General features: G+C 64.3%; 22 protein-coding genes. 17 read left to right on the plus strand and 5 right to left on the minus strand.

The genetic code is table 11. The features are described 5' to 3' along the window. The first annotated feature begins 3 nt into the window (after positions 1–3). Both SOM28_RS10050 and SOM28_RS10055 read left to right on the plus strand, forming a co-directional pair. Complete coding sequence (locus SOM28_RS10050; protein ID WP_123070325.1) at positions 4–381, plus strand: Rieske (2Fe-2S) protein; 378 nt, start codon at positions 4–6, stop codon at positions 379–381. Between the two features lie 26 nt (positions 382–407). Further along, positions 408–1,403: a S49 family peptidase gene (locus SOM28_RS10055; RefSeq protein WP_123070326.1), complete on the plus strand. Its 996-nt coding sequence runs from the start codon at positions 408–410 to the stop codon at positions 1,401–1,403. Positions 1,404–1,769: 366 nt separating this feature from the next. Here the strand turns inward: SOM28_RS10055 and SOM28_RS10060 are convergent, their stop codons facing one another. Continuing rightward, the gene (locus tag SOM28_RS10060) at positions 1,770–2,192 is read right to left on the minus strand and encodes a hypothetical protein (protein ID WP_148044040.1); all 423 of its coding nucleotides are present in this window, start codon (positions 2,190–2,192) and stop codon (positions 1,770–1,772) included. Positions 2,193–2,426: 234 nt separating this feature from the next. On the opposite strand from SOM28_RS10060, the gene SOM28_RS10065 reads away from it, so the two are divergent. The 3 genes from SOM28_RS10065 to SOM28_RS10075 all read left to right on the plus strand — a co-directional run bounded on the left by SOM28_RS10065 (position 2,427) and on the right by SOM28_RS10075 (position 5,465). Then, positions 2,427–3,143: a pseudouridine synthase gene (locus SOM28_RS10065; RefSeq protein WP_123070328.1), complete on the plus strand. Its 717-nt coding sequence runs from the start codon at positions 2,427–2,429 to the stop codon at positions 3,141–3,143. 144 nt (positions 3,144–3,287) lie between these two features. Further along, complete coding sequence (locus tag SOM28_RS10070; protein ID WP_320468012.1) at positions 3,288–4,424, plus strand: phospholipase A; 1,137 nt, start codon at positions 3,288–3,290, stop codon at positions 4,422–4,424. Positions 4,425–4,466: 42 nt separating this feature from the next. Next, complete coding sequence (locus tag SOM28_RS10075; RefSeq protein WP_320468013.1) at positions 4,467–5,465, plus strand: fumarylacetoacetate hydrolase family protein; 999 nt, start codon at positions 4,467–4,469, stop codon at positions 5,463–5,465. Between the two features lie 119 nt (positions 5,466–5,584). Here SOM28_RS10075 and SOM28_RS10080 read toward each other — a convergent pair whose 3' ends face one another. Then, positions 5,585–6,697: a hypothetical protein gene (locus SOM28_RS10080; protein ID WP_320468014.1), complete on the minus strand. Its 1,113-nt coding sequence runs from the start codon at positions 6,695–6,697 to the stop codon at positions 5,585–5,587. A 367-nt stretch (positions 6,698–7,064) separates the two neighbouring features. Here SOM28_RS10080 and SOM28_RS10085 point away from each other — a divergent pair, with 367 nt between their 5' ends. From SOM28_RS10085 to flhA, 3 genes are all read left to right on the plus strand, one after another. Beyond that, positions 7,065–8,363, plus strand: coding sequence for an MraY family glycosyltransferase (locus SOM28_RS10085; protein ID WP_320468015.1), 1,299 nt, complete (start codon positions 7,065–7,067; stop codon positions 8,361–8,363). 126 nt (positions 8,364–8,489) lie between these two features. Then, positions 8,490–9,659: a flagellar biosynthesis protein FlhB gene (gene flhB / locus SOM28_RS10090; RefSeq protein ID WP_123070312.1), complete on the plus strand. Its 1,170-nt coding sequence runs from the start codon at positions 8,490–8,492 to the stop codon at positions 9,657–9,659. 18 nt (positions 9,660–9,677) lie between these two features. Then, entirely contained in the window at positions 9,678–11,792 is a 2,115-nt protein-coding gene (flhA, locus tag SOM28_RS10095; RefSeq protein ID WP_320468016.1) for a flagellar biosynthesis protein FlhA, read from the plus strand. Between the two features lie 29 nt (positions 11,793–11,821). Here flhA and SOM28_RS10100 read toward each other — a convergent pair whose 3' ends face one another. Next, on the minus strand, positions 11,822–12,559 hold the full coding sequence (locus tag SOM28_RS10100; RefSeq protein WP_320468017.1) for a DUF2778 domain-containing protein: 738 nt from the start codon (positions 12,557–12,559) through the stop codon (positions 11,822–11,824). A 696-nt stretch (positions 12,560–13,255) separates the two neighbouring features. After that, positions 13,256–13,603: a hypothetical protein gene (locus tag SOM28_RS10105; RefSeq protein ID WP_123070316.1), complete on the minus strand. Its 348-nt coding sequence runs from the start codon at positions 13,601–13,603 to the stop codon at positions 13,256–13,258. Between the two features lie 266 nt (positions 13,604–13,869). On the opposite strand from SOM28_RS10105, the gene flhF reads away from it, so the two are divergent. From flhF to SOM28_RS10135, 6 genes are all read left to right on the plus strand, one after another. Beyond that, positions 13,870–15,258 carry a flagellar biosynthesis GTPase FlhF gene (flhF, locus tag SOM28_RS10110; RefSeq protein ID WP_320468018.1) on the plus strand — a complete coding sequence of 463 codons (1,389 nt, stop codon included), beginning with the start codon at positions 13,870–13,872 and terminating at the stop codon, positions 15,256–15,258. Then, complete coding sequence (locus SOM28_RS10115) at positions 15,251–16,072, plus strand: MinD/ParA family ATP-binding protein (RefSeq protein ID WP_123070318.1); 822 nt, start codon at positions 15,251–15,253, stop codon at positions 16,070–16,072. The genes flhF and SOM28_RS10115 overlap by 8 nt, the downstream gene beginning before the upstream one ends. A gap of 46 nt (positions 16,073–16,118) precedes the next feature. Beyond that, on the plus strand, positions 16,119–16,847 hold the full coding sequence (locus SOM28_RS10120; RefSeq protein ID WP_109346661.1) for an RNA polymerase sigma factor FliA: 729 nt from the start codon (positions 16,119–16,121) through the stop codon (positions 16,845–16,847). After that, positions 16,829–17,572 (plus strand): flagellar motor protein, encoded by a 744-nt coding sequence (locus SOM28_RS10125; protein WP_147936417.1) that lies wholly within the window; start codon positions 16,829–16,831, stop codon positions 17,570–17,572. The genes SOM28_RS10120 and SOM28_RS10125 overlap by 19 nt, the downstream gene beginning before the upstream one ends. Before the next feature lie 15 nt (positions 17,573–17,587). Beyond that, entirely contained in the window at positions 17,588–18,343 is a 756-nt protein-coding gene (gene motD, locus SOM28_RS10130) for a flagellar motor protein MotD (RefSeq protein WP_109346663.1), read from the plus strand. A 97-nt stretch (positions 18,344–18,440) separates the two neighbouring features. Then, the gene (locus SOM28_RS10135; RefSeq protein WP_147936419.1) at positions 18,441–18,944 is read left to right on the plus strand and encodes a hypothetical protein; all 504 of its coding nucleotides are present in this window, start codon (positions 18,441–18,443) and stop codon (positions 18,942–18,944) included. Positions 18,945–19,133: 189 nt separating this feature from the next. On the opposite strand, the gene SOM28_RS10140 is transcribed toward SOM28_RS10135, so the two are convergent. Then, complete coding sequence (locus tag SOM28_RS10140) at positions 19,134–20,183, minus strand: M35 family metalloendopeptidase (RefSeq protein ID WP_320468019.1); 1,050 nt, start codon at positions 20,181–20,183, stop codon at positions 19,134–19,136. A 231-nt stretch (positions 20,184–20,414) separates the two neighbouring features. Between SOM28_RS10140 and SOM28_RS10145 the strand changes: the two genes are divergently transcribed. From SOM28_RS10145 to SOM28_RS10155, 3 genes are all read left to right on the plus strand, one after another. Beyond that, complete coding sequence (locus tag SOM28_RS10145; RefSeq protein WP_148043957.1) at positions 20,415–21,974, plus strand: ATPase domain-containing protein; 1,560 nt, start codon at positions 20,415–20,417, stop codon at positions 21,972–21,974. After that, positions 21,971–23,233 (plus strand): sensor histidine kinase, encoded by a 1,263-nt coding sequence (locus SOM28_RS10150; protein WP_320468020.1) that lies wholly within the window; start codon positions 21,971–21,973, stop codon positions 23,231–23,233. The genes SOM28_RS10145 and SOM28_RS10150 overlap by 4 nt, the downstream gene beginning before the upstream one ends. A gap of 214 nt (positions 23,234–23,447) precedes the next feature. Next, the gene (locus SOM28_RS10155) at positions 23,448–26,024 is read left to right on the plus strand and encodes an EAL domain-containing protein (RefSeq protein WP_320468021.1); all 2,577 of its coding nucleotides are present in this window, start codon (positions 23,448–23,450) and stop codon (positions 26,022–26,024) included. Positions 26,025–26,236: the final 212 nt, after the last annotated feature.

A 26,236-nucleotide genomic window follows, 5' to 3' on the forward strand; every position in this document is an offset into this window, starting at 1 on the left:
CAGATGGCGGAAGATGAGCGCCTGTTTGTGTGTGATGCCGATGATTTGGTCGACTCCGGCCGCGGCGTGCGTTTTGCGCTGCAGGCCTGGGGGCAGCCGGCCACCGGTTTCGTGATCCGCCACGGCGGCCAGGTCTATGGCTACCTGAACCGTTGCGCCCACGTTCCGATCGAGCTCGACTGGCGCGAAGGGGAGTTCTTCGAGTCCGGCGGCCAGTACCTGATGTGCGCCACCCACGGCGCGGTCTACGAGCCCGGCAGCGGCAAGTGCACCGGCGGTCCGTGCCGCGGCGGGCGCCTGCATCCGATCGCCGTACATGAAGGCGCGGGCGAGATATACTGGCTGCCCGACGAGCGGTTCCGCGCGCCTGCGCAGGGATAGCGCTCGCCGTCGACCCATCCGACTTTATGAGTGACCAAACGAACCACCCCGGCGACAGCCGGCTCGCATCGAATCCGACGATTGGCAACTGGGAGCGCGAAACGCTCGAGAAACTGGTGTTCGCCACCGTCCAGGAGCGGCGCCGTGCCCGGCGCTGGAGTATTTTCTTCAAACTGAGTTTCCTCACCGTGGCCTTGCTGGCGCTGTGGGCCTATTACGACTTCAATTTCGGCAGCGGCGACGTCGAAAACCTGGGCCGCCACACGGCCCTGATCGAAATTAACGGCGAGATCGAAGCCGAGGGCAGCGGCGCGGCCGATACCGTGATTCCTTCGCTCAACAAGGCGTTTTCCGATCCCGGCTCGGCGGCGGTGGTGCTGCGCATCGACAGTCCCGGCGGCAGCCCGGTGCAGGCCGGCATCATCGTGGACGAGATCCAGCGCCTCAAACGCGGCTACCCCGATAAACCGCTGTACGTGGTGGTGGACGAGATTTGCGCCTCGGGCGGCTATTACATCGCCTCGGCGGCCGACCGTATCTACGTTAACAAGGCCTCGATCGTCGGCTCGGTGGGCGTGCTGATGGACAGCTTCGGCTTCACCGGCACCATGGACAAGCTCGGCATCGAGCGGCGCCTGATGACGGCCGGCGAGAACAAGGGTTTCATGGATCCGTTCAGCCCGCAGTCGGCGAAGCACCGCGAGCACGCCCAGGAGATGCTCAACGAGATCCACCAGCAATTCATCGCGGTGGTGCGCGCCGGGCGCGGCAAGCGCCTGAAGGAAACCCCGGAAACCTTCTCCGGCCTGTACTGGACCGGCGCCAAGGCGGTCGACATGGGCCTGGCCGACGCCTTCGGCACCGTCGACACGGTGGCGCGCGACATCGTCAAGGCCGAGGACATCGTCGACTACACGGCGCACGAAGGCCTGCCAGAAAGAGTGCTCAAGAAATTTGGCGCTGCGGTCGGCGAAAGCGCGGTCAAGGCGGCGTATCACGGCGCCGTGCCGAAATTGCGCTGAGCATTTTGTACTTGAATACAGACGGCGAGCGTCTATAGTGGAACGGTAGCGCGAGCAGCAAGGGTCAAGAGGCAAATGCTTCGGTCGGCCCGGACGGCGACACGCTATCCACCGCACGCAGTGCGGTTTCGAGAGAATTCAATTCCTCATGGTAGTACGTCCCTGGGAGGCTTGCCGCATGGCGCGCCTGCCGCAGGAACGGAAACGACGGCCTTGGCCGTCGTTTTCATTTTTGCACTTCACCAATCTGCACTTCATCGGCTTGTACCTTATCGGTACGGCTACTGCTCTCTTCCAGTTTTTCCGTCGCCCTGTTTTCCGGTCTCATCGGGGTGCCTCCGGCGTCCTGCCGGGAGGCGTGCCGGTTCAGGTACAAGTGCCGCACTGCCGGGAATCGCCGTCGCGATCCGAACGGCAGGGTGACTGCGAATTCTGCTGCGTAGGGTATTGGTTATGTTGTTGTGGGACTTGCAAGCCGCCTTGTGACAAGTTCGCTTGTGGCGGATGCCACATCGCCGGCTTTCGCAAGGGTGCCAGCTGTTCGTGTTGGGCGAAGCCGCCACGGTCGAGCCAAGCCTGGTGGTCGCGCACGGTGCGGGCATACCAGGCGGCGCGCAACGGTGGGTGGCCGCCATGGAGGTGGGGGAGGCCGCCGCCGCGCCAGCGCGCCATGGCGAGTCGGGTGGGGAAAAGCGCCGCGTGGTCCTTGGCGAGCCGTTGGCGCGCACAATGGGACTCTTGAGCGGAAAGCTTTCCATTTGCTGTGTCGAGATCGTCGTTCACGTTCATTCCTATCCTCTGGCTATGGCTTCCCCATGACAAAGACGCCTTAGGTGCCGTTAGGCGGATTCCTAACGTGTTGAAGTCTATCAATGCGAATTTCGAAAGGCTTGACGCTGCTCAAATGAACGAATGCATGCAAAATGGGTTAGAGGTAACGGTAACAAATTTACCCGATAACGCTAACAGGTGTGCCTGGCAACCCTCCCCATAGCGCCTGCGCATCTGGTAAAGTCTCGGCCCATGAGTAAATTGTCCCTAGACCGTATCCTGCAATCGCAGGGATTCGGCACCCGCAAATATTGCCGCGCGCTGATCGAGGACGGCGACGTCGCCGTCAACGGCGAGACCGTCGACAGCTACAAGGCCACCTTCGACACCGACGGCCTGGTCCTGACGGTGTTCGACGAAGAATGGCCTTATCGCGAGCACGCCTACATCGCGCTGTACAAGCCAGCCAACTTCGAATGCTCGCGCAAGCCGAGCCACCATCCGGGAGTGCTGACCTTGCTGCCGGAACAGTTCACCTGGCGCGATGTACAGCCGGTCGGCCGCCTCGACCACGACACCACGGGCATGCTCCTGATGTCGGACGACGGCCCCTTCATCCACGCCCAGTCCTCGCCCAAGCGCCACGTGCCCAAGGTCTACCAGGCCACGACCGCCGAGCCGGTGACAGCCGAGCTGGTCGCCCACATGCTGGCCGGCGTGCAGCTGAACGACGAACCGGCGCCTTTGACGGCGGTATCCTGCGTCCAACGCGGCGAACATACCCTCGAGATCGTCCTGGAGCAGGGCAAATACCACCAGGTCAAACGGATGCTGGCCGCCGCCGGCAATCACTGCAGCGCGCTGCACCGCTCGCAGATCGGCGGCCTGACCCTGGAATCGCTCGGCCTCGAAGAGGGCGAATGGTGCTTCCTGGACCAGGCCCAGCTCGACCTGCTGGTGCCTGCCTGATCGATCCGCAGTCAGGGCCGGGGCCGTTTGCCGCATGCCTGAATGCAATACGTGCGACATCGATAAGAAATATCCGCGACACTTACGCGCGATGGCAACTGAACATCAGTTGCTGCGCGAACGTTTTGATATAGAACAATAAATATGCACGCTTATCGCCCGAGACTTCCCCACACCATCGCCCTGATTCCGCTCCTGCTGGCCTTGCCGGCATTGGCCCAGACCGCGCCGCAAACCATGGCGGAATGCGCCGCCATTGCGGATGCCGGCCAGCGCCTGGCCTGCTTCGACGGCGTCGTTGCCAGCCAGAAGGCCGCCGCCGCCAGTACCGGCCCGGCTACCGCGGCCGTCGCCACGCCCACCACGCCCGGCGCCGTGGCGCCGGTGCCGACCACGGCGCCTGTGGCCGAGGGCGCCTTCGATGCGCCGCGCACCAGCGCGGTGGACAGCACCGCCTCGGTCGATCCGGTGGTACAGGCCGCGTCCCAGTACACGCTGAGCAGCCATTGGGAACTCGACCCGCGCGACAAGCGCGGCGTGTTCAAGTTCCGTCCGCACCGCCCGAGCTACCTGATGGCGACCCGCACCCACCGCCCGAACGAAGAGCCGTACCGCGACTTCCTGGCCACCGATCCGGATGCCGAGGGCCTGTCGAAGGCCGAGCTGGAATTCCAGCTCAGCTTCAAGATGAAGATGGCCGAAACGCTGTTCGAACTGCCGGTCGACGTCTGGTTCGGCTATACCCAGAACAGCTTCTGGCAGGCGGCCAACCACGAGGCGTCCAGCCCGTTCCGCGAGACCAATTACCAGCCCGAGGTCATGGTCGTCACGCCGCTCGACTACGCGCTGGCCGGCGTCAACGTGCGCTTCCTGAACCTGGGCTTCGTGCACCAGTCGAATGGCCAGTCGTCGACCCTGTCGCGCAGCTGGAACCGCTTCTATGCCCAGGTCGGCCTGGAGCGCGGCCCGCTGACCATGACGGCCAAGGTCTGGAAACGCGTCAATGAGTCGTTCGATGACGACAATAATCCGGACATCATCGACTACATGGGCCGCTTCGAGCTGGAAGGCAATTACCGCCTGAATGGCGGCCACGAACTGTCCGCCATGGTCCGCCGTAACTTCAGCACCGACAAAGGTGCGGTCCAGGTCGGATGGGCCTTCCCGCTGGCGGGCCCGGTCAAGGGCTATATCAATGCCTTCGCCGGCTATGGCCAGAGCATGATCGACTACAACTACTTCCAGCGTTCGCTCGGCGCCGGCGTCATCGTCAAGTACTGAGCGGTATCGTAAAATGGCGGCCTCGAACCAAGAGGCCCCTCCATGAAACTCGCCACGCTCGACGACGGCACGCGCGACGGCCAGCTGGCCGTGGTGTCGCGTGACCTCAAAACCGCCCACGTCGCCGACGGCATCGCGCCCAGCCTGCGCGCCGCCCTCGACGACTGGGCTTTCATCGCGCCCCAGCTCGACGCCCTGTACCGCCAACTGAACGAGGGCAAGGCGCGCCGTCCGTTCGACTTCGACCCGGCCCGCTGCATGGCCCCGCTGCCGCGCGCGAGCGGGCGCGTGTGCGGCGCCGCCTATCTGCATCACCACGAGCTGGAGCACCGCGCCTTGGGGCGCGAACTGCCGGCGGCCTGGCGCGAGGCGCCGCAGCTGGCCTGGGCGGCGAGCGACGGTTTCCTCGGTCCGCGGCAAGAGCTGGTGCTGGCGCGCGAGGAATGGGGTATCGATTTCGGCGCCGAACTGGCAGTCGTGAGCGGCGACCTGGCGCAGGGCGCGACGCCGGACCAGGCGCACGGCCAGATCCGCCTGCTGTTGCTGGCCAATGACGTGACCTTGCAGAACCTGGTGGCAGATGAGCGGGCCGCGGGCCTGGGCCTGCTGCATGCAAAGCCGGCAACGGCCTTCGCGCCGGTGGCGGTGACGCCGGACGAGCTGGGCGAGGCCTGGCGCGGCGGCAAGGCCGCGCTGCCGCTGCGGGTGGTGTGGAACGGCAATCCGGTCGGCACCCTGGAGGCGGGCGAGGACATGGCCTTCAATTTCCCGCAATTGCTGGCGGCGCTGGCCGGCAGCCGCAAGGTCGCGGCGGGCACGGTCGTCGGCGCCGGCGTGGTGGCGAACCGCGCAACGCGCCGCCACACGCCGGGTTACGCCAGCATCTCCACCCAGCGCTGGCAGGAAACGATCGATGGCGGCGAAGCCGTCACCCAGTACCTGCGCTTCGGCGACACGGTGCGCATCGAGATGCTCGATGAGAACGGCAAATCGCTGTTTGGGGCGATCGAGCAGACGCTCAAACATCCGGATTCGGCCTGAGACACGTGCACGTCGCCCCCGCGCAGGCGGGGGCCTAAGTTTGCATGCAGCCCTGTGGTGCGGGCAGCACTTGGATCCCCGCCTTCGCGGGGATGACGTTGGTTATGGGTAACTATTGTTCAACGTTGCGAGTTCCAGAATTCGTCGGAAACGCGCTCGCCACGTAATTGCACCTCCACCGGCCGGCTGACCCGGCGCAGCGCGTCGGCGCGCAGCAGGCGGCCGTCCGGCTCGTGCAGCCGGTACCACAGGAAGGCCACGCCGGACAGGGACAGGCGTTCGCCGCCGAACAGGTTGCCGCGCACCTGGGTCAGGCCTTCCAGCCGCAGGTCGACGTCCAGCACCAGGGCGCCGGCACTGCGTTCGGCCTGGCCGAGGTAGCGCGCGGCGGTGAACAGGGGACTCTTGTCGCTGGCCTCGCCCGCGCGTAAGCCCTCGCTGAAGGCGTCGACCGCCTTCAGCTGGGCCCTGGCGGCGGCCTCGACGGCCTGCAGCTCTTTCTTGAGCTCGCCCTTGGCGGCGTCGGCCAGCACCTCCAGCCGCACCGCGTGCTGGGCCAGCACCGACCGCTCGGTCCCCATCAGCCTGACGCGCTCGAGCAGGCGGTCATGCCGCGCGATGTCGAGTTCGCCCATATAGCCGCCGCTCAGCCCGGCGAGGCGGGCGGGGCAGCTGCGCGCGAGCGCGCTGGCGAACAGGGCGCGTGCGCCGTCGCCATAGGCGCTGCCGGCCAGCGTCGCGTCGCTCTTGAACAGGCTGGCCAGGTCGGCGCCGGCGCGCAGCAATACCGTGGGCGTCGTGAGCCAGATCAGCGGTATTGCCGGGCGGCGGTCAGCCGATTCCGGGGTCTGCGCGTTAATGTAGCGTTGCAGCTCGAGATTGCGCTCGGCCAATTCCTGCGCGGTGCGTGCAAGGGCGCCGTCGACGGTGCGCGCCGCCACCACGCCCTGGCTGACCCCCGGGTCGTACAGGGTGACCTGGCGATCCTGGGGCAGGCCGGCGCAGACTTCATGTGCGAGTTCCAGCGCCAGGTCGAAGGCGCGCGCCAGGCCGGCCGCGCCGAGCTTGCCCGCTTCGACGTTGCCGCTCAAGGCCTTGGCCTGGACCGGCGGCAGGCGCGCCAGCAGTTCGGCGCGCTCGGCTTCGGCCAGCGCCCGCCGGGTTTCCGCTTCCAGCAGGCGGGCCCGGGCTTCCAGTAATTCGGGGGAGGGGACGCCCTGCGGCCGGGCCATTCCCGGGTACAGCGCGCTCAGGCATAACACAATGCAGAAAATGAAAGTTTGCGGATTGCGATTATGTTTCGCCATGGTCCACCTTATTTGTGAACAAGAAATAAATCTATCCAAATATCACTGGAGAAAAGTGTAACAATTTGTCGAGAAATATTAGGAGAAGTTTCAGGGCGATTGATTGGCAGATCGCAACCTACCTAGAATCGTCGAATTGTTCTTGCACAATCAATGGCTTGCATTACGGAACAGAGCATTTGTGACATTGGGATAGAATCCGTGCCCGGGCACGTTTGCCGGAAAATCAACGAGAAATGCGCTAGAATTGACGAGTTAACAAAGTGGTTCTATGAGTATTAATAACCTTCCCATGGCCGGCCTCGAAATCGGCTTTGCCACATCGCTGATCTGCTCCCTCCTGCTCGTGTTCACCACACGCTGGCATGGGCGCTATTCGCTTGACGCGACGCGCGGTGTGCAGAAATTCCATATCACCCCGACCCCGCGCATCGGCGGCGCCGCCATCATGATCGGCCTGTGGATGGCGCTGGGCGTCCTGCCGCAGGCGCAGCAGGAACTGCTGCTGCCGGTGCTGGTGGCCGCGTTGCCGGCTTTCGTGTTCGGCCTGGCCGAAGACCTGACCCGCACCGTGTCGGTGCGCGCGCGCCTGCTGGCGACCATGGCCAGCGGCGCGGTCTGCTGGTTCCTGACAGGCGTCACCCTGCAATACACCGGCCTGCCGCTGATCGACGGCCTGCTGGGCTGGCTGCCGTTCTCGGTGCTGTTCACCGCCTTCGCGGTGGGCGGCGTGGCCAATGCGGTCAACATCATCGACGGTTTCAACGGCCTGGCCAGCGGCACGGTCGTGATCGGCCTGGCCACCCTGGGCCTGATGGCCCTGGGCGCCGGCGACGTCCACCTGGCCCAGCTGTGCTTCGTGATCTGCGCGGTGACGGCCGGCTTCTTTGTCGTCAATTTCCCGTTTGGTAAATTATTCCTCGGCGACGGCGGCGCCTACCTGCTTGGCTTCCTGCTGGCCTGGCTGTCGGTGATGCTGGTCTACCGCAATCCGTCGGTTTCGGCCTGGGCCCCGCTGCTGGCCTGCGCCTATCCGGTCTTCGAAACCCTGTTCACCATCTGCCGCCGCCTGTGGTGCCGCCGCCATCCGGGCCATCCGGATAGCTGGCACCTGCACAGCCTGGTCAAGACGGCGATCACCGCGCGCTACCTGCGCATGCTGCCGGCGCCGCTGCGCAATGCCTGCGTGTCGCCGGTGTCGTGGAGCATCGCCCTGGTGCCGGCGGCGCTGGCCGTCAACCATGCCGGCACGCCCGACGTGCTGATGCAGGGTGTGGTCGCCAGTTTCGCGCTGTACCTGGCCGTCTACGGCCTGGTGGTCGCCGCCTGGCGCGCCCGCCGCCGCCTGCCGACCCATATGGCCGCCGCCCCGCTGGCGCCGGCCACCACGGCCACGGTCAAGGTCGTCAAGCCGATCGCCTCCCCAATCGCCCCGATCGTCCCGATGTCGGCGCCGGTGATTACGCCGGTCATCTCTCCGGTCATCGTGGCGGCCCGCGTCGCCAAGCCGAGCGCGGCCAACCAGGCAACGCCCTTGTCCGACCTTGGCCGCGAGCAGCCGGCCCGGGCCTTCGTCCGCCGCCGCATGTAACGCCTACCAGCCGCGAACAGCGGCTGGTTCCTCCCTCTGTTTTCTTCCTGGCCGCACGGCAATTCCGGCGATAATTTCATTTGCGCGGTACAAAGGCGCATGTGACATAGTTTTGGCGGAGTACGGATGTCGGAAGATAGCGACGCAGAGAAGACAGAAGACGCATCGCCCCGGAAGATCGAGAAGGCGCGCGAGGACGGCGACGTTCCCAGATCGCGGGAGCTGGCCACCTTTACCGTCCTGATGACCGCCGGGGCTTGCCTGTGGGCCTTTGGGGGCATGCTCGTCGGTAAGCTGAGCCTGGCGCTCAAGTCCGGCCTGACGCTCGACCGTGAGCAGGTCTTCAATCCCGCCATCCTGATCGAACGCATCCTCAACGACCTGGTGGGCGTGCTGCTGGCCTGCCTGCCGATCGCCGGCGCCATCATGGTCATCGCCCTGGTGTCGCCGCTCCTGATCGGCGGCTGGCTGTTCTCGTCCAAGGCGTTCATGCCCAATTTCGGAAAGCTGAACCCGATCAAGGGTATTGGCAATATGTTTTCGAAAAACGCCCTGGTCGAGCTGTTCAAGGCGGTGGCCAAGACCATCGTGGTGGGCGTGGTGGCCTATATCGTCGTCAGCGGCCAGAAGGAGGCGATGCTGGGCCTGGCGGTCGAACCCCTCAACGAAAGCAGCGCCCACGTGGGCGCCATGATCGGCAAATCCTTCCTGTTCATCGTCGGCGCGCTGGGCTTCATCGCCCTGATCGACGGTCCTTACCAGTTGTGGCACTGGAAAGACAAACTGAAAATGACGCGCCAGGAAATGATCCAGGAATCGAAGGAGTCGGACGGCAATCCTCAGATTAAGGGGAAGATTCGCCAGCTGCAGCGCGAAATGGCCCGGGGCCGGATGATGCAAAATGTTCCTACTGCAGATGTGATTGTCACTAACCCGACCCACTATGCAGTGGCGCTGAAGTATACGGATGGCAAAGGCGCGCCGCGGGTCGTGGCCAAGGGCATCGACGACGTGGCCGCCAAGATCCGCGAGCTGGGCCAGGAACACAAGGTCACGCTGATGGAAGCCCCGGCCCTGGCCCGCGCCCTGTACAAGCATACCGATATCGACGACGAGATCCCGGAAAAGCTGTACTCGGCGGTGGCGGAAGTGCTGGCTTATGTCTACCAGCTGCGCGCCTACAAGAAGGGTGACGGGGATTACCCGGATCGCCCGACGAAGTTGAAAGTGCCTGACGAGATGGACCCGCTGAACCCGGCGTCGCAAGCGCCTTTCACGCCAGGGGGGCCGAACTGAACTGAACACGGAGATTGAATGACCAACAGCATGAAACTGCCAGCCTGGATGAGCGGCCTTGGTGCGCAAGGCAGCAAGGCGGCAGCGCCGATCCTGATCATCATGCTGCTGGCAATGATGATCCTGCCGTTGCCGGCTTTCGTGCTCGACGTGTTCTTCAGCTTCAATATCGCGCTGTCGATCATCGTGCTGCTGACTGCACTGTATACAGTCAAACCGCTCGACTTCCTGGCCTTCCCGGCCATCCTGCTGGTCTCGACCATGCTGCGCCTGGCGCTGAACGTCGCCTCTACCCGTATCGTCCTGACCGAAGGCCACACCGGCGGCGCCGCCGCCGGCAAGGTCATCGAGGCCTTCGGCCACTTCCTGATCGGCGGTAACTATACCGTTGGTATCGTCGTCTTCATCATCCTCACCATCATCAACTTCTCGGTCGTGACCAAGGGCGCCGGCCGTATCGCCGAAGTCGGCGCACGCTTCGCCCTGGACGCGATGCCAGGCAAGCAGATGGCGATCGACGCCGACCTGAACGCCGGCCTGATCGGCGAAGCCGAAGCCCGCAAGCGCCGCGCCGAAGTCAGCCAGGAAGCCGAATTCTACGGCGCCATGGACGGCGCCTCGAAGTACGTGAAAGGCGACGCCGTCGCCGGTATCATGATTACCGTCATCAATATCGTCGGCGGCCTGATCGTCGGCGTGGTGATGCACGACCTGGCCTTCGGCGAAGCGACCAAGATCTACACCCTGCTGGCCATCGGTGACGGCCTGGTGGCGCAGATTCCTTCGCTGATCATCTCGATCGCGGCCGGTATGGTCGTGTCGCGCGTGGCCAACGACGAAGACGTGAGCTCGCAGCTGACCAACCAGCTGATGGCGCGTCCGGAATCGATGTACATCACCGCCGCCATCATCGGCGGCCTGGGCCTGATCCCGGGCATGCCGAACCTGGTGTTCCTGCTGCTGGCCGGTTCGTTGGCCGGCGCCGGCTACATGATCTCGAAGCGCCAGAAGGCGGCGCCGGCCAAGGAAGAAGCGGCCGCCGCGGCCGCCGCCGACGCCACCGCCGCCAAGCAGGCGCCAGCCGAGAGCGAAGAAGCGACCTGGCAGGACGTCATGCCGGTCGACACCCTGGGCCTGGAAGTCGGCTACCGCCTGATTCCGCTGGTCGACAAGAACCAGGGCGGCGAGCTGCTCAAGCGCATCAAGGGCATCCGCAAGAAGTTCGCGCAAGAAGTGGGCTTCCTGGCGCCGCCAGTGCACATCCGCGACAACCTGGAATTGAAGCCATCGGCCTACCGCATCACCCTCAAGGGCGTGGAAGTGGGCAGCGGCGAAGCGATCAATGGCCAGTTCCTGGCGATCAACCCCGGCATGGCCAGCGGCACCTTGCCAGGCCTGGTGACCACCGATCCGGCCTTCGGCCTGCCGGCCACCTGGATCGAAGCCGGCCTGCGCGACGAAGCGCAGAGCATGGGCTACACCGTGGTCGACGCCGGTACTGTCGTGGCGACCCACCTGAACCACCTGATCACGATGCACGCCTCGGAACTGCTGGGCCGCATGGAAGTGCAGGCGCTGCTGGACCACCTGGGCAAGGAAACGCCGAAGCTGGTCGAAGACCTGGTGCCGAAGGTCGTCTCGCTGTCGGTCCTGCAAAAAGTGCTGCAGAACCTGCTGGTCGAAGGCGTGCACATCCGCGACATGCGCTCGGTCATCGAGGCGCTGTCGGAGCACGCGAACATTACGCAGGATCCGTCGGAACTGACCGCCGTGGTGCGTGTGGCCCTGGGCCGCGCCATCGTCCAGCAGCTGTTCCCGGGAGAGAACGAGCTGTCGGTGATGACCCTGGACAACCGCCTCGAGCGCCTGCTGCTGCAAGCCATGGGCAATGGCGGCGACGGTACCGGCATCGAGCCGGGCCTGGCCGACACCATCGCCCAGCAGGCGGCCAACTCGGCCAACCAGCAGGAGCAGATGGGCCACACCCCGGTGCTGCTGGTGCCGGCCCCGCTGCGCGTGCTGCTGTCGCGCTTCCTGCGCCGCGCCGTGCCGCAGCTGAAGGTGCTGTCGCATGCGGAAGTGCCGGAGAGCAAAACAATTCGGGTGACCAGCCTGGTGGGTGTGCCGATGTAATGGGGGAGGGCGGTTCGTGTGCTGCCCGGTCAGTCGGCGAGCGCCGTGAAGCGGCCGGCTCTGCGCCAGATGAATCTGCAGAGCGCCGTGACGAGCAGCACGACGATGAATGAAAAGCCAAGTGCGAGCAGCGTTTCGAGATCGGCCAGTTCCTCGCCATTTGTCGAACCATACACATCGATTGCCCAGAGTGCGAATGACTCGGGAACTCGAGGGAAAAGGTCGGGGCGGACAAGGATCAGTCGGGTGAGCGCGACGGTAGCGACAAGGGTCCAGATGGCGAGAAGAAAACGCGTAACGGTTTTGTTCACCTGACGATGACCCTTCCATAGGCCTGTAGCGAGCTTCCCCGGAACGTCCACCTGATTACTTGCTTTGAGATGGGCGCGCAAAGTATTGAAGTCAGCCAGACTCTCCAAAGTGATGCATCCCTGGCTTACGCCGCCGACTCGGTTCGGATGAAGTCTGAAGTTTCCTCGCTTTACATTGTCGCAAAATACTTCGTCATCAATCTTCCCGTCGGCTGCATAGAGGGCGAACCACTCCGATCGGTCTCGTAACAGATCACGTAGAGCGCCTAGTCTGCCGCCCGACTGATGGTCCACAATATAGTAGCTGCCGGGAGGAATAGGACCGACGTTGGGAGTACAAATGAACTGTCGTTGGTTCACATGCCTTCCCAAGCCTGAGAACGCTGGAAAGTGAGTAGCGCCTATCTTAAACAGGCTCATTGGCTTGCCGTTGAGTTCGAACGTGCACTCGACCATGCGCTATCTCCTGGAAATTTAGTCCACACGCTTTTGATCATAGGGAGATGGCGTAGGCAGTCAGTGAGTCTTCGCAATACCTTGGCAGGTATACCGGCGTGGCGTGGGGCTACCCTGATCGTTCAGGGCGCAGCACCAGCGGGCGGTATTTGCGCCAGACCCAACGTGATAGCAATGTGACAGGGGGGGGCGGCGTGCGAATGCTGCCTGGTCAGTCAACTCCATGTAATGCGACCGTAAATGCCGCGCTGGGAGCGTCGACTATCGATCGACTGTGCGGTCGCGGATACGTTGCCAAATAAGGATGCCCGAATATGTGAGTCCCAGGACGAGAGGAAACGCGACGGCTAGTCCGAGCAGTACCTCGAGATCCCGAATTTCTTCCGCATTGTTTGCGCCATACAGATCAACAAGCCATATCGCGAATGGCTGGGGGATCGTCGGGAGCCGACTTGAATTGACGATCCATAGATGTGTAAGGGCGAAGCTGGCAAAAATGACCCATAGCGCGAGAATGAGTCGTTGGTTTGTCTTTTTCACCGGACGGTCACTCTTCCGTAGACTTTTAGTGTGCTGCCAGGAATACTCTTCTGACCCACGCCATCTCCATGAGCGCTGTGCTCCCAAGCTGTCGATCATAGGTAAATGGCGTATGCCGTCGATGAGCCTGCTCAAAACTGGCCTGTTCGGCAGCAGTCACTTGACGAACACCGTGCGCTCAACCTGCCCAAGGTCGGTAATGGTCACCAGCACATCCAGCGGCGTGTCGGAGTCGGCATGCAGATAGAACTCGACGCCGCCTGGCCCGCCCTCGGAATCGTGCGGTCCGATATTGGTCACATACACATTGGCCTGGCCCAAGTGGGGGTGGCCGGGAGAGGAATCGCTGGTAAAGGTCACAGCGCCCGGCCCAGCCCCACCGCTCCACTCCACGGCGGTGACCATGACGGCGGAGCGCTCGCACATCTTTTGCCAGTCCCAGTTGTAATTGCATCGCACGCGGCCCTGGACGTTGCGGTACAACAGTCGAATTGATTTGACCATGGTCTCCTCCCTGCGCCATCGATAAGGTGGCCTTGTCTGTTTAGACCTTTCTGCGGCGGCAAAGATCGCCCAGCCATAGACGCCTTTTGACGACAAATCCGGCTTGTCACTCCGTCAAAAGGTATCGGTTTTACTGATTCCGTCGAAATAGACCATTTTCCCCATCCTTTTCCCATGATGGTTTCCTGAGGGCATCGTCAATAATGCTTCCTATCGACAGGCATCGTGCCCGTCATGCAGAACCAGATTGAAGCGCGGAGAACCAGATGAAGGTTAAGAAATTTACGGCAGCAACTTCCCGAGATGCATTGCGCAAGGTGCGCGAAGCGCTGGGGCCGGATGCCGTCATCCTCTCCAACCGTCCAGTCGACGGCCAGGTCGAGATCCTGGCGCTGGACAACGATGACGTGGCCTCGCTGGCCGCGCCGGCCGCCGATTCGGAAATGGCCCAGCCGCGGCCGAACCTGCAGCTGCAGCAATTCGACGACGTGGCGCCTGCCGCACCGGCGCCAGCGCCAGCCTTCCTGTCGCGCCGCCTGCAGGACGCCGCCCCGGCCGCGCCAGCCGCACCGATCGCACCAGCCTACGCCGAGCCAGCCCCGACCTACGCCGAGCGCCGCGCTCCGGCCGCGGAGCCGGCGATCGACATGAGCGCCATGACCTCGATGATGAGCGCCGCCATCTCCCAGGCCAAGGAATCGGCCGCCGCCGAAATGAACGGCATGATGAGCGAGATCCGCGCCATGCGCGGCCTGATGGAAACCCAGCTGGCCGAACTGTCGTGGAACGCCACCGCCCAGCGCGAGCCGCAAAAGGCGACCGTGCTGCGCGAGATGCTGGCCGCCGGTTTCTCGGCCACCCTGGCGCGCTTCCTGATTGAAAAAATGCCGGCAACCAAGGATGCCGCGGAAGCCATGCGCTGGGTTAAGTCCGTGCTGACCCGTAACCTGACCACCATCGGCAACGAAGACGCGCTGCTGGAGCAGGGCGGCGTCTACGCCCTGGTCGGCCCGACCGGCGTCGGCAAGACCACCACCACCGCCAAGCTGGCCGCGCGCTGCGTGATGCGTCACGGCCCGGACAAGCTGGCCCTGATCACCACCGATGCCTACCGTATCGGCGGCCACGAACAACTGCGCATCTACGGCAAGATCCTGGGCGTGATGGTGCACTCGGTGAAGGACGAAGCCGACCTGCGCATCGCCCTGAAGGAACTGCGCAACAAGCACACCGTGCTGATCGACACCATCGGCATGTCGCAGCGCGACCACATGGTGGCCGAGCAGGTCGCCATGCTGTCCGGTTCGGGCGCCGACGTGAAGCGCCTGCTGTGCCTGAACTCGACCTCGACCAACGAAACGCTGAACGAAGTGGTGCGCGCCTATCAGGGCAGCGGCCTGCACGGCGCCATCATGACCAAGATGGACGAAGCCGCATCGATCGGCGGCGTGCTCGACGTCGTGATCCGCCAGAAGCTGAACCTGCACTACATCTCGAACGGCCAGCGCGTGCCGGAAGACCTGCACGTGGCCGACCGCGCCATGCTGGTCGACCGCGCCTTCCGCAACCGCGGCAACGCGGCCGCAGACGCCGACCTGCCGCTGATGATGGCCGCCGCCCAATCCGCTGCCGCACGCGAGGTGAACCTTGGCTAGTTTCGATTTCGACCAGGCCGAAGGCCTGCGTCGCATGCTGCAGGGCCCGCGTCCGCGCGTGGTCACGTTTCTGTCGGCCACGCCGGAAGACGACAAGGGCGCCATGCTGGTCAACCTGGGCGCCTCGCTGGCCCAGGCCGGCAACGACGTGCTGATCGTCGACGCCTGCGAAGTGGAATACGGCGTCGCACGCCGGCTCGGCATGAACCGCAGCGCCTCGCTGCTGCAGGTGGCGCGCCAGGAAAGCGCCTTGAATCAGGTGATCCGCCCGGCGCCGCAAGGCTTCTCGGTGGTGCCGATGGGCGCGCCCGAGACGGCGGCCGAAGCTCGTCGCCTGGGCAATACCTTCGACGTGCTGGCGCTGCAATCGGGAATCGTGATCGTCGACGCCGAACTCGGCCCGGACGGCGATTTCCCGGTGGCCTCGATGGTTGAATCCGAGATCGTGGTGCAGGTATCCACCAGCGCGGCGTCGATCACCAATGCCTATTCGCTGGTCAAGCGCTTGTCGCAGCAACTGGGCCGGCGCCCTTTCGGGATCCTTGTTACCGGTGCGACAGAGGCAGAAGCCAAGGTGGTATACGATAATATGTCAGCAGCAGCAACACGTTACCTTGCCGTCAAGCTCAGTTTCATGGGCTCGGTGCCGGCCGACGAGTACTTGCACCGGGCCGCGCGCCTGGGCCGGGCCGTGGTCGACGCCTTCCCATTGGCCGGCGCTTCGGTGGCGTTTCGCCAGCTGGCAGGCAAGTTCGCGCTGCACGCCATGCCGCAGTTCGGCAAGCAGGGGAGCGCAGCCCACTTTGGTTCGTAATCGATATCGGCAATAGAGCACAAGCAGAGAGAAGACTTACACCAGCATGTACACGGTCAAAGGGAAAGCGGACAAGAATTCTTTGCTGACGGAGCATATGCCGTTGGTAAAGCGCCTTGCCCACCACATGAAGGCCAAGCTGCCGCCTTCGGTGGAAGTGGATGACCTGGTGCAAGCCGGCATGATCGGCCTGCTGGATGCCATCAACCGCTACGAAGACAACCACGGCGCCCAGTTCGAGACCTATGCGGTGCTGCGCATCCGCGGCGCCATGCTCGACGAGCTGCGCAGCAGCGACTGGATGCCGCGCAGTACGCGCCAGAACATGCGCAAGGTCGAGAGCGCGATGCACGAGCTGCAGCAGCGCCTGGGCCGGCCGCCGAGCGAATCCGAAGTGGCCAAGTCGCTCAAGCTTTCGCTCGAGGATTACCAGGACATGCTGGCCGACTCGGGCGGCCACCAGCTGCTCTATTACGAAGATTTCCATGACGACGACGGCGACGGCAACTTCCTCGACCGTTACGCGGTGGATGACAGCGACCCCTTGCGCGGCCTGATGGAAACCGACTTCCGCCACGCGGTAATCGAGGCCATCGACAACCTGCCGCCGCGCGAAAAGCTGTTGATGGGCCTGTACTACGAAGAAGAGCTGAACCTGAAGGAAATCGGCGCCGTCATGGGCGTCTCTGAATCGCGGGTGTCGCAGCTGCACACCCAGGCCGTTGCGCGCCTGCGCACCACCTTGCGGGAGCATATATGGACTGGGCCAGCGTAATCGGCCTGGTGCTGGCGATCGCCGGCATCTTCCTCGGCTACACGCTCGACGGCGGCAGGTTCGCATCGCTGATGCAGCCGGCCGCCTTCGCCATTGTCGTCGTCGGCACCTTCGGCGCCGTACTGCTGCAGAGCGAAACGCGCACCTTCCTGCGCGGCATCGGCATGCTGCGCTGGGTATTCGTGCCGCCCAAAAACGGGCGCCAGAAGCTGTCGCGCGACATCACCCTGTGGAGCCAGACGGCGCGCCGCGACGGCCTGCTGTCGCTCGAGCAGTACATGGCCAAGGCCGACCCCTTCGTGGCCAAGGGCCTGCGGCTGGTGGTGGACGGCATCGCGCCGGACAAGCTGCGCAGCCTGCTCGAACACGAGATCAACGGCTATGAATTCGCCCAGCGGCAAGCGGCGCGCATCTGGGAGTCGGCGGCCGGCTATGCGCCGACGATCGGCATCCTGGGCGCCGTGCTGGGCCTGATCCACGTGATGGAAAACCTGTCCGACCCGGCGCGCCTGGGTTCCGGCATCGCGGTCGCTTTCGTCTCGACCGTGTACGGCGTCGGCCTGGCCAACCTGTTCTTCTACCCGGTCGGCAACAAGCTCAAGGCGATCGTCAACGACCGGGTCTCGCAGTACGAGATCCTGGCCGAGGTCTTCGCGGATCTCGCCAGCGGCGACCATGGCCGCGTGGTCGACGAACGCGTCGCCAGCCTGCTGGCGCGGCACTGATCGGGGAACCAGGTCATGGCCCGCAAGCGCTACGACGACGACGTCCCGCAAGAGCACCACGAGCGCTGGCTGATCTCCTACGCCGACCTGATCACCTTGCTGTTCGCCTTCTTCGTGGTGATGTATGCGATCTCCATCGTCAACGAGGGCAAGTACCAGGTGCTGTCGGACGCGCTGGGCGACGCCTTTGGTGGACGCGGCGCGGCGACCCAGGTCAATACCAATGTCGAGCCGGTGCTGCCGCTGTCGCACATCATCAACCGCAAGCGCAACGAGGCCGCCCGCCGCGAGCAGGAGCGCATGGGCGTGATGGCGCGCGAGCTGTCGGCGACCCTGCTGCCTCTGGTGAAGTCGGGCCAGGTGCGGGTGACCCAGAATGCGCGCGGCATCAGCGTGGAGATCAATGCCAGCGTGCTGTTCGAGCAGGGCCAGGCCTTGCTCGACCCTGAAGCGCGCGAAGTGCTGGGCGCCGTGGCGGGCCTCTTGAAGGACGATACCCACCGCATCGAGGTCGAGGGCCATACCGACGACGTGCCGATCGCCAGCCCCGTGTATCCATCGAACTGGGAACTGTCGACCGCGCGCGCATCGAGCGTGGTGCGGCTGTTCATCGACAACGGCCTGCCGCCCGCGCGCCTGTCGGCGATCGGGTTTGCCGACACGCGGCCGGTGGCGCCGAACACGGACATCGCCGGGCAAACCCGCAACCGGCGGGTGGCGGTGACCATCCTGGCGGCGCTGCCTGAAACAGGCGGTAACATACTGCCCTGAACTGTCACTCCAACTCGTGTCATAATCGAAAGGCGATTGCCGCGTTTGCGGCGGCGCGTTGGTAAACCGAGGTGGCCCCGTCCCGGAAGGAGGCAAGATGCATGTCAAACGAAGCATGCCGGCAGCTGTGCTGGCGACGTTGCTGGCGCTGGGCGGCCTGGCCGGCGCGGTCAAGGCCGTGGAGGCCAAGGTGAACGTGCATCACCGGCTTGAAGTCGAGACCGGCGCCAAGTCGGTCAAGGTGCGGGTGCTGATCGAGAACCGCGGCGACCAGTCGGTATGGATCCCGCGCGAGATCGCCCTGGGCGACGATCTGTCCGCCCCGCGCTTCAACCTGCGCACGCCCGGAGAAGAAGTGGCCTATACGGGCCGCATGGTCAAGCGCGCCGCGCCCGGCCCGGCCGACTACCTCGAGGTCAAGCCTCAGACCACGCACCTGAACACGATCGACATTACCGAAGCCTATGCCTTCAAGCCGGGGCAGCACAGCTACGAGATCCGCTATGCGGGGCCGTGGCTGAGTAGCCTGGGCAAGCTCGATGCGGCCAGTATCAAGAGCAGTCCGGCGATTCCGGTGAAGTTTTCGTTTACGCAGCGTTGAACGGTGACCGCGTCGGCCGATCGCGACACTGTTCTATTGTTAGCCTAAAAACGTCGTTCCCGCGCAGGCGGGAACCTAATTTTGCATGCGCTAACGCAGCGCTAATAACTTAGGTTCCCGCCTGCGCGGGAACGACGTGCTGGTGTTGTTGGCCATTGCCAGCGCCAGCAATCTTCCGACGCCCGACCCTCACTGCTGTACCGGCGTATTCTCCCCAAAATACTCATGTGAATCGGCGTTATTGATCGCCCGCTCCGGCGCCTCGCGCGCCAGCTCGGCGGCGCCGGCCTGGCCGTACACGTGGTCGTCGGTCGCCGCCACCACGTTGAAATGGCTGAGCTCATGCAGCAGGGTGCCGCCGCGCGAATCGGTGCCGGTCACGGCGGCGGCCCAGAACGCCCTGCACACCCACACGGTGTACGGCCGCGCCGGATACACATAGGCGAAATACGGCTCGTCGCAATCGCAATCGATCTTGACTGGCTTGTTCTCGAACGCATCCTTGATGGCCGTGAAATTGCTGGTGACCTTGGCGCCGCGCGCGGCGTCGAGCGCGCCGAACCACGTGGTGTAGCGCTCGCCATACTGCTTGCCCGAGGTGAGATAGGCATGGCTGTCGCCCGTCATCGCCCGTCCCGCATCCATCGCCGTCACCAACTGCTCCTGCTGGGCGTTCGAGCAGTTGGCGTAGCTCAGGCCGGCGGCGCCCGGTTCCGGCGCCATGCCGGCCGGCTTGGCGCCGCGCGGCAGGCGACCGTCGACCCAGATGCTGACCGGTTTCGAGACCAGCTCGCCGACCACCGCCTGGACACCGGCGCCCGGCGCCGGCATGGCCGCGCTGTGGTAGCGGATCGTGTAGCTGCCGGTCACGCTCATCTCGTACAGCCGCGACAGCTCCACCGTCTTGCTGAGCGAGGCGCCGGGCTCCAGGCGCACGTAGTCCGACGGGCCGGGCGCCGCGCGCTTGATCTGCCGGCCGAGGTAGCGCACCGGCTGGCCGTCGCGCCGCACCTCGAACAGGGGGGATTCGACCCCGTCGAGCGGCGTGCGCCAGCGCAGCAGGTGCTGCGCCGTGGCCGATGTGTTGGTCATGACGACACGCACGAGCACATCGTCGCCGCGGTCGACCGTCGGTTGCAGTGGGGTTACGGCAACCTCGACGTTGGCTGCGGCGCTGGCCGAGATGGCACAGCCGAGTACCGCAGTGGCAATCTGTAGCAGCTGGGGTGATAGCGGCATGATGGTTTCCCTAAGAGATATACATCAAGCACTTTCCCTCTGATATTTGTTACGGACATTGCGCTACTACAAGGCTGCACATCGAAGCGCTTGCGCACCATTCATGAGAAAGACGAGCGGCGTACCGGCCCCTGCGATCGTTCTCGAACGCATGTCAACGGACACGCGCGGCAACTGCTAGACTGTCTCTTTGATTTAACTCAGCAACAACATTTTAGCGAAGGTATCAATGTGGGCACGCTGATCAGAACCGGTATCGCAGGACTCGATGAAATCCTTCTTGGCGGCATTCCGCGTCATAACAACCTGATCGTCGAAGGCCCGCCAGGCTCGGGCAAGACGACGCTCGGCCTAGGTTTCATCCATGCGGGCGCCGAGCAGTATGACGAGCCCGGCGTGATCGTGTCGTTCGAACTCGATTCGGAGAAGCTGCTGCGTGATGCGGCAGGCTTCGACTGGGATCTGCAAAAGCAGATCGATGCCGGAAAGATCAAGATCATCCAGACCAGCCCCGCCGTGCTGCTGTCCGAGTTCCGCAACGGCGACGGCGTGTTCGCCGATGCGCTGCGCGGGATGGGCGCCAAGCGCCTGCTGATTGATGGCCTGACACCGATGCGCCTGTATGCCGAGGTGCATGACCTACCATTCCGCGAAGACGTCCATGTCCTGATCGAAGGCCTCAACCGGCTCGGCGTGACCACCATGGTCACGGCCGAACGCGACGAGTCGCTGGCAACGCCGGCGCATGAACGCTTCGTGTTCGACACCATCATCGAACTGCGCCGCGAGGAGCACAAGCGGCGGGTCGAGCGCCGCCTGACGGTCGCCAAGTCGCGCGGCCAGGATTTCATCGGTGGCAGCCACACCATGCGCATCGAGGCGCATCAGGGCGTGCATGTATATCGTCGCGCACAGTCGCGCCCCAAGCTGCTCGACGACCAGCCGACCTCGAACCAGCGCATCTCGACCGGCGCTCCCGCCATCGACGTCCTGATGGACGGCGGCCTGTACGAAGGCTCGGTGACCATGGTGAGCGGGATTTCGGGAACCGGCAAGACCGTGCTGTCGGTGCAGTTCCTGACCGCGGCAGCCCAGGCCGGCCGCAAGACCCTGCTGGTCACGCTCGACGAACATCCACGCCAACTGATCCGCAATGCCGCATCGCTCGGCTTCGACCTGCAGGGCATGATCGACCGCGGTGAATTGTTCCTGCTATACGAATCGCCGCTCGAACTGGAGCTGGACGTGCACTTCGACTACGTCACCAGCCTGGTCGAGCGCGAAGGCATCGACTGCATCGTGTTCGACTCGGTCGCCGTGTACGAGCTGGCCAGCCGCCATGAGGTGGCCGATTTCCTGTATGCGGTGGCAACCTATTTCAAGAACCGGCTGGCTACGGTGTTCTTCAACTATGAGAGTCCGGAATTGCTGGGGGTGTCGCAGATCAGCGAAGAACTCAAGGGATCGCACCTGGTCGACAATATCATCCTGCTGAGCTACGTCGAGATCTCGACGGTATTGCGCCGTGCGATCGCGATTCCGAAGGTGCGCGGCAGCCGCATCCAGCAAGTTACCCGCGAATACATCATCGCAACCGGCGGGGTGGCACTGCTCGAAGATGACGCGTCGGATGCCCACAATGCCAATGCGGTCCCGCAACTGCCGTTTTCTGCCTATTCCAGCCTGTTGTCACGCTCGCCTACACGCCACAGTCCCGCCATCGAGGTCGCCGTCGCCCAAGGCGAGGCGCTACCGTCATCGGTGGCGCAGGCGGTCGAAGATCCGACGTGATTCGCATCGCCCAATCCTTCTCGAAACAGCTCGACTGGAGCGAATGGCAGGCACCGTTGCTGCAGTTCTGCCAGGCTAGCGGCATGGTGGTGTCGGCCTACGACATTGGGGGAGGGCGCCAGATCGGACCGATGCTGGGCTCGCAAACGGCACGCCTGCTGGGTACATCGTGCCTGTGGAACGAGGATGGGCCGGGTTCAGCCGTCGAGCAGCGGATTGTCGCGGCGCTGAACGGCCCGGTCGACTATGCCGAGGAAGAGTTTCACGGCATGCGCGTCTGCGGCCTGCCATTGACCCGCGCGGGACAGCGCTACGGTGCGGTGGTATTCGGCTGGCGCTGGAGCGATTTCAGTTCTCCCATGGCATGCGAACGACTGGCCAGGCTATTGAAGCTGCCTGGCCAGGCATTGTGGAACGAAGTGCGGCTGGAGGCGCCGCTGGCTGCGGGACGCCTGGCCACCTTCCGCGCACTGCTGCGCACGCTGGCCGATTCGCTCGATCGCCAACGCGACACGATCGACGAGCTCCAGCGCGTCAGCCAGACACGCGACCTGTTCCTGGCCACCGTTTCGCACGAAATGCGCACCCCGCTTTCGGCGCTGGCGCTGCGCATCGACCTGCTGCTCAAGACCATGCAGGATCCGCCGCCGGCACTGACCGCGGCGTTGACGGCGATGCGGGTGCATGTACGCCAGGAAGCCGCCATGGTCGAGGACCTGATCGACGCCGCCCGCACGCTCACCGGCACCATGTCGATCGAGCGCATCCCGGTATCGCTGGGCCGGATCGTGCGCGAGGCGGTATCGACCATCGAGGCGAAAGCGCACGACAAGCGCATCGCGTTCAAGGTCACGCCGGCCGATTTCGGCGACCGTTTCCAGGTGCTTGCCGACCCGCGCCGGTTGCAGCAAGTGTTGTGGAACCTGATCCTCAATGCGATCAAGTTTACCGACGAAGGCGGTGCGATCGAGGTTCTGATCACGGGCGCCGCCGATGGGGTGCGCATCCGTGTGAATGACAGCGGCCATGGCATCGCCGCCCACGACCTGCCGCATGTATTCGGGGCATTTACCCTGCAGACCCATGCCAACTCAAGCGGCCTGGGCCTGGGACTGTATATCGTCCGCCGTATCGTGGAGCTGCACGAGGGATCGATCAGCGTCGAAAGCGCCGGCCCGGGCCGTGGCTCGAGTTTCATCGTCTTCCTGCCGCAAGCGGACCCGACCCATGCCGGGTCGCCGCCGTCGCCCGGTTCTTAACCTGGTTTATTGAACTGACGCTTCAGGGACCAATAAACAACAGCAGATAAAGGAGTCGCGACTCGGGGCAATGAACTTGCTATCATGCAAGTGAAATTTTCATAAATCATCAATCTTGGTAATGTGCGTCGACCGAGTCTTGCCCCATGACGATCCAGTTTGAATCCCGCAGGTACCGGACGGTGTCGCCCCCATCGCGCCGGTGGAGGTTTGCATGAGGGAAAGCGGGGAATTGATCGACGCCCTGGCGCGCGAGATCGGTCTGGATGAAGAGGAAATCGCGGCGCGAAAAGGTTTCCTGCAGTTCGGCGGGCGCGACGCCGCCGTCTTGCGCGAAGTGCACGCGTTGCTGGAACAGGAGCGCGATACCTTTTCGGACAGCTTCTACGAGCATTTGCTGGCCTTCCCGCGCATGCGTGAGCTGCTGGGCGACGCCGACACCACGGCGCGCCTGCGCCGCGCGCAAGCGGCTTACTTCAGCAGCCTGACGTCCGGCGACTACGGCCCGGCCTACATCCACGAGCGCCTGCGCGTGGGCGCGGCCCACCAGCGCATCGGGCTGGACCCGAAATGGTATATCGGCGCCTACCGCAAATACCTCTCTGAACTATCCAGCATGCTGTGGCAGAAGCTGCACCACGACCCGGCGCGCTTCATCGAGGCCTGGGATGCGGTGCTGAAGGTGGTCTGCTTCGACATGGGGCTGGCGCTGGACACCTATGCCCACGCCGACCAGCGCAATGTGCGCCAGAACCGCGACTATCTGGAGCAAGTCATCGACGGCATGCCGGCCGGCCTGGTGGTGGTGGACGCCGATCGCAAGGTGCGCTCGATGAACCGCACGATGGCCGACCTGATCGGCGCGCCCGAAGAAGCCGCGGCGGCCGGGCGCCCGCTCGAGGAATGGCTGCCCGACGCCGAGCTGGCGGCGCGCGTCGACGAGGCGCTGCGCACCGGCACCCCGCAAGACAACGTGCTGGTGACGCTGGACGGCCGCGCAGACGGCGTGCGCTACGTGGAGTTCAACATCCGCCGCACCCAACAGGCCGGCGGCCACATGCTGCTGTTGATCGGCCAGGACATCACCTTCCGCCGCAAGGCGCGCCTGCGCCTGCAGGAGAGCGAGGAATTCTTCCGGCTCACCTTCAGCCAGGCGGCGGTGGGTATCGTGCTGCTGGGCCCCGACGGACGCCTGCTGCGCGTCAACCGCAAGATGGCGCAGATCCTGGGCTATAGCGAAGTAGAGCTGCTGCAGCGCTTCTTCCAGCAACTGACCTACGAAGACGACTTGCCCGACGAGCTGGCGCTGGTCAAACGCCTGCGCGCCGGAGAAATCGGCGACTACCAGCGCGAGCGGCGCCTGCTGCGGCGCGACGGCACGCCGATCTGGGTGAACATCAGCGTCTCCATGATGCGCGACGCCAATGGCAACCAGCGCTTCATCTCGGTGGTCGAGGACATCTCGCGCCGCAAGAGCGCCGAGGAGGCCTTGCTGCGCATGGCTAACCACGACGCGCTGACCGGCCTGCCGAACCGGGTGCTGCTGCAGGACCGCCTGGCGCAAGCCATCGTGCACGCCCACCGCGCCAGCACGCAGGTGGCGGTGATGTTCATCGACCTGGACCGCTTCAAGCACGTCAACGACAGCCTGGGCCACGACGCCGGCGACAAGATGATCGTCGAGATCGCGCGCCGCCTGGCGAGCAGCCTGCGCGAGAGCGACACGGTGGCGCGCCAGGGCGGTGACGAATTCGTGGTGGTGCTGCCCGAGCTGGCCGGGGAGGGCGATGCGGCCAAGGTGGCGCAGAAGCTGCTGGATAACCTGTTCCAGCCGCTGCTGCTGTGCAGCCAGGAGGTCTTTCCGACCGGCTCGATCGGCATCTCGATGTACCCGCGCGACGGCCTGGACGCGGCGACCCTGCTCAAGTGCGCCGACAGCGCCATGTACCAGTCGAAGGGCTCGGGCGGCAACCACTACAGTTTCTACGTGGCCGACATGGGCGCCCAGTCGGTGGAGCACCTGCGCATGGAAGGCGCGCTGCAACGCGCGCTGCAGCGCCAGGAGTTCCTGCTGCACTACCAGCCGGTGGTCGACATCGCAACCGGCAACGTGAGCGGCGTGGAAGCGCTGCTGCGCTGGAAGCCGCACGGCCGGCCGATGGTGGCGCCGTCCGACTTCATCCCGCTGGCCGAAGAGACCGGGCTGATCGTCCCGATCGGCGAATGGGTGCTCGAGACCGCGATGGCGCAGCAGGTGGCCTGGCTGCGCCGTGGCCTGCCGCCGGTGCGCGTGAGCGTGAACCTGTCGGCGCGCCAGTTCCTGGGCCAGGACGTGGCCCAGCGCGTGGCCGCGCTGCTGGCGAAAACCGGCTGCGATCCGCGCTGGCTGACGCTGGAGATCACCGAGAGCGTATTGATGCAGAACCCGGCCGCCGCCGCCGAGACCATGGCCAGGCTGGCGAACATGGGCGTGCAGCTGGCGATCGACGATTTCGGGACCGGGTATTCGAGCCTGGCCAGTTTGAAACGCTTCCCGATCCACAGCCTCAAGATCGACCGCTCCTTCGTGAGCGACCTGACCCAGGATGCGGACGACGCCGCGATCGTCAACGCGGTGATCGCGCTGGCGCATTCGATGAAGCTGAACGTGATCGCGGAAGGAGTGGAGACGTCGGAGCAGCTGGCCTTCTTGCACGAGCATGGGTGTGATCAGATGCAGGGGTATTGTTTCAGCAGGCCGGTGGAGCCGCAGGGGATCGAGGCGTTGTTGAAGGCGGCGGAGGCGGCGTGAACCCGAGTGGGAATCCGCGTATTTTCATGCAGCCGGCATTTGTTATGCTTATGTCCTGTAGCGGCAGGGCGGACTGATTCATCGTCAATACGGTGATATCCGATAGTCGGATCTCCGCACCGGCACTTTTATCTACGCCGCCGTCACATTGACAATCCGGCCAGATCGCGCCGAAAATGTCACGGTAATCTTCGGGCTCGGGTATGCGCCCT

The sequence above is a fragment of the Massilia sp. CFBP9026 genome, from assembly GCF_034045165.1.
Classification (GTDB): Bacteria; Pseudomonadota; Gammaproteobacteria; order Burkholderiales; family Burkholderiaceae_D; genus Telluria; species Telluria arenae.

Bases quoted from the DNA above. Each gene is read 5' to 3' on its own strand.
- SOM28_RS10050 (WP_123070325.1), top strand. From the start codon at position 4: ATGGCGGAAGATGAGCGCCTGTTTGTGTGTGATGCCGATGATTTGGTC.
- SOM28_RS10055 (WP_123070326.1), top strand. From the start codon at position 408: ATGAGTGACCAAACGAACCACCCCGGCGACAGCCGGCTCGCATCGAAT.
- SOM28_RS10060 (WP_148044040.1), bottom strand. From the start codon at position 2,192: ATGAACGTGAACGACGATCTCGACACAGCAAATGGAAAGCTTTCCGCT.
- SOM28_RS10065 (WP_123070328.1), top strand. From the start codon at position 2,427: ATGAGTAAATTGTCCCTAGACCGTATCCTGCAATCGCAGGGATTCGGC.
- SOM28_RS10070 (WP_320468012.1), top strand. From the start codon at position 3,288: ATGCACGCTTATCGCCCGAGACTTCCCCACACCATCGCCCTGATTCCG.
- SOM28_RS10075 (WP_320468013.1), top strand. From the start codon at position 4,467: ATGAAACTCGCCACGCTCGACGACGGCACGCGCGACGGCCAGCTGGCC.
- SOM28_RS10080 (WP_320468014.1), bottom strand. From the start codon at position 6,697: ATGGCCCGGCCGCAGGGCGTCCCCTCCCCCGAATTACTGGAAGCCCGG.
- SOM28_RS10085 (WP_320468015.1), top strand. From the start codon at position 7,065: ATGGCCGGCCTCGAAATCGGCTTTGCCACATCGCTGATCTGCTCCCTC.
- flhB (WP_123070312.1), top strand. From the start codon at position 8,490: ATGTCGGAAGATAGCGACGCAGAGAAGACAGAAGACGCATCGCCCCGG.
- flhA (WP_320468016.1), top strand. From the start codon at position 9,678: ATGACCAACAGCATGAAACTGCCAGCCTGGATGAGCGGCCTTGGTGCG.
- SOM28_RS10100 (WP_320468017.1), bottom strand. From the start codon at position 12,559: ATGGTCGAGTGCACGTTCGAACTCAACGGCAAGCCAATGAGCCTGTTT.
- SOM28_RS10105 (WP_123070316.1), bottom strand. From the start codon at position 13,603: ATGGTCAAATCAATTCGACTGTTGTACCGCAACGTCCAGGGCCGCGTG.
- flhF (WP_320468018.1), top strand. From the start codon at position 13,870: ATGAAGGTTAAGAAATTTACGGCAGCAACTTCCCGAGATGCATTGCGC.
- SOM28_RS10120 (WP_109346661.1), top strand. From the start codon at position 16,119: ATGTACACGGTCAAAGGGAAAGCGGACAAGAATTCTTTGCTGACGGAG.
- SOM28_RS10125 (WP_147936417.1), top strand. From the start codon at position 16,829: ATGGACTGGGCCAGCGTAATCGGCCTGGTGCTGGCGATCGCCGGCATC.
- motD (WP_109346663.1), top strand. From the start codon at position 17,588: ATGGCCCGCAAGCGCTACGACGACGACGTCCCGCAAGAGCACCACGAG.
- SOM28_RS10135 (WP_147936419.1), top strand. From the start codon at position 18,441: ATGCATGTCAAACGAAGCATGCCGGCAGCTGTGCTGGCGACGTTGCTG.
- SOM28_RS10140 (WP_320468019.1), bottom strand. From the start codon at position 20,183: ATGCCGCTATCACCCCAGCTGCTACAGATTGCCACTGCGGTACTCGGC.
- SOM28_RS10155 (WP_320468021.1), top strand. From the start codon at position 23,448: ATGAGGGAAAGCGGGGAATTGATCGACGCCCTGGCGCGCGAGATCGGT.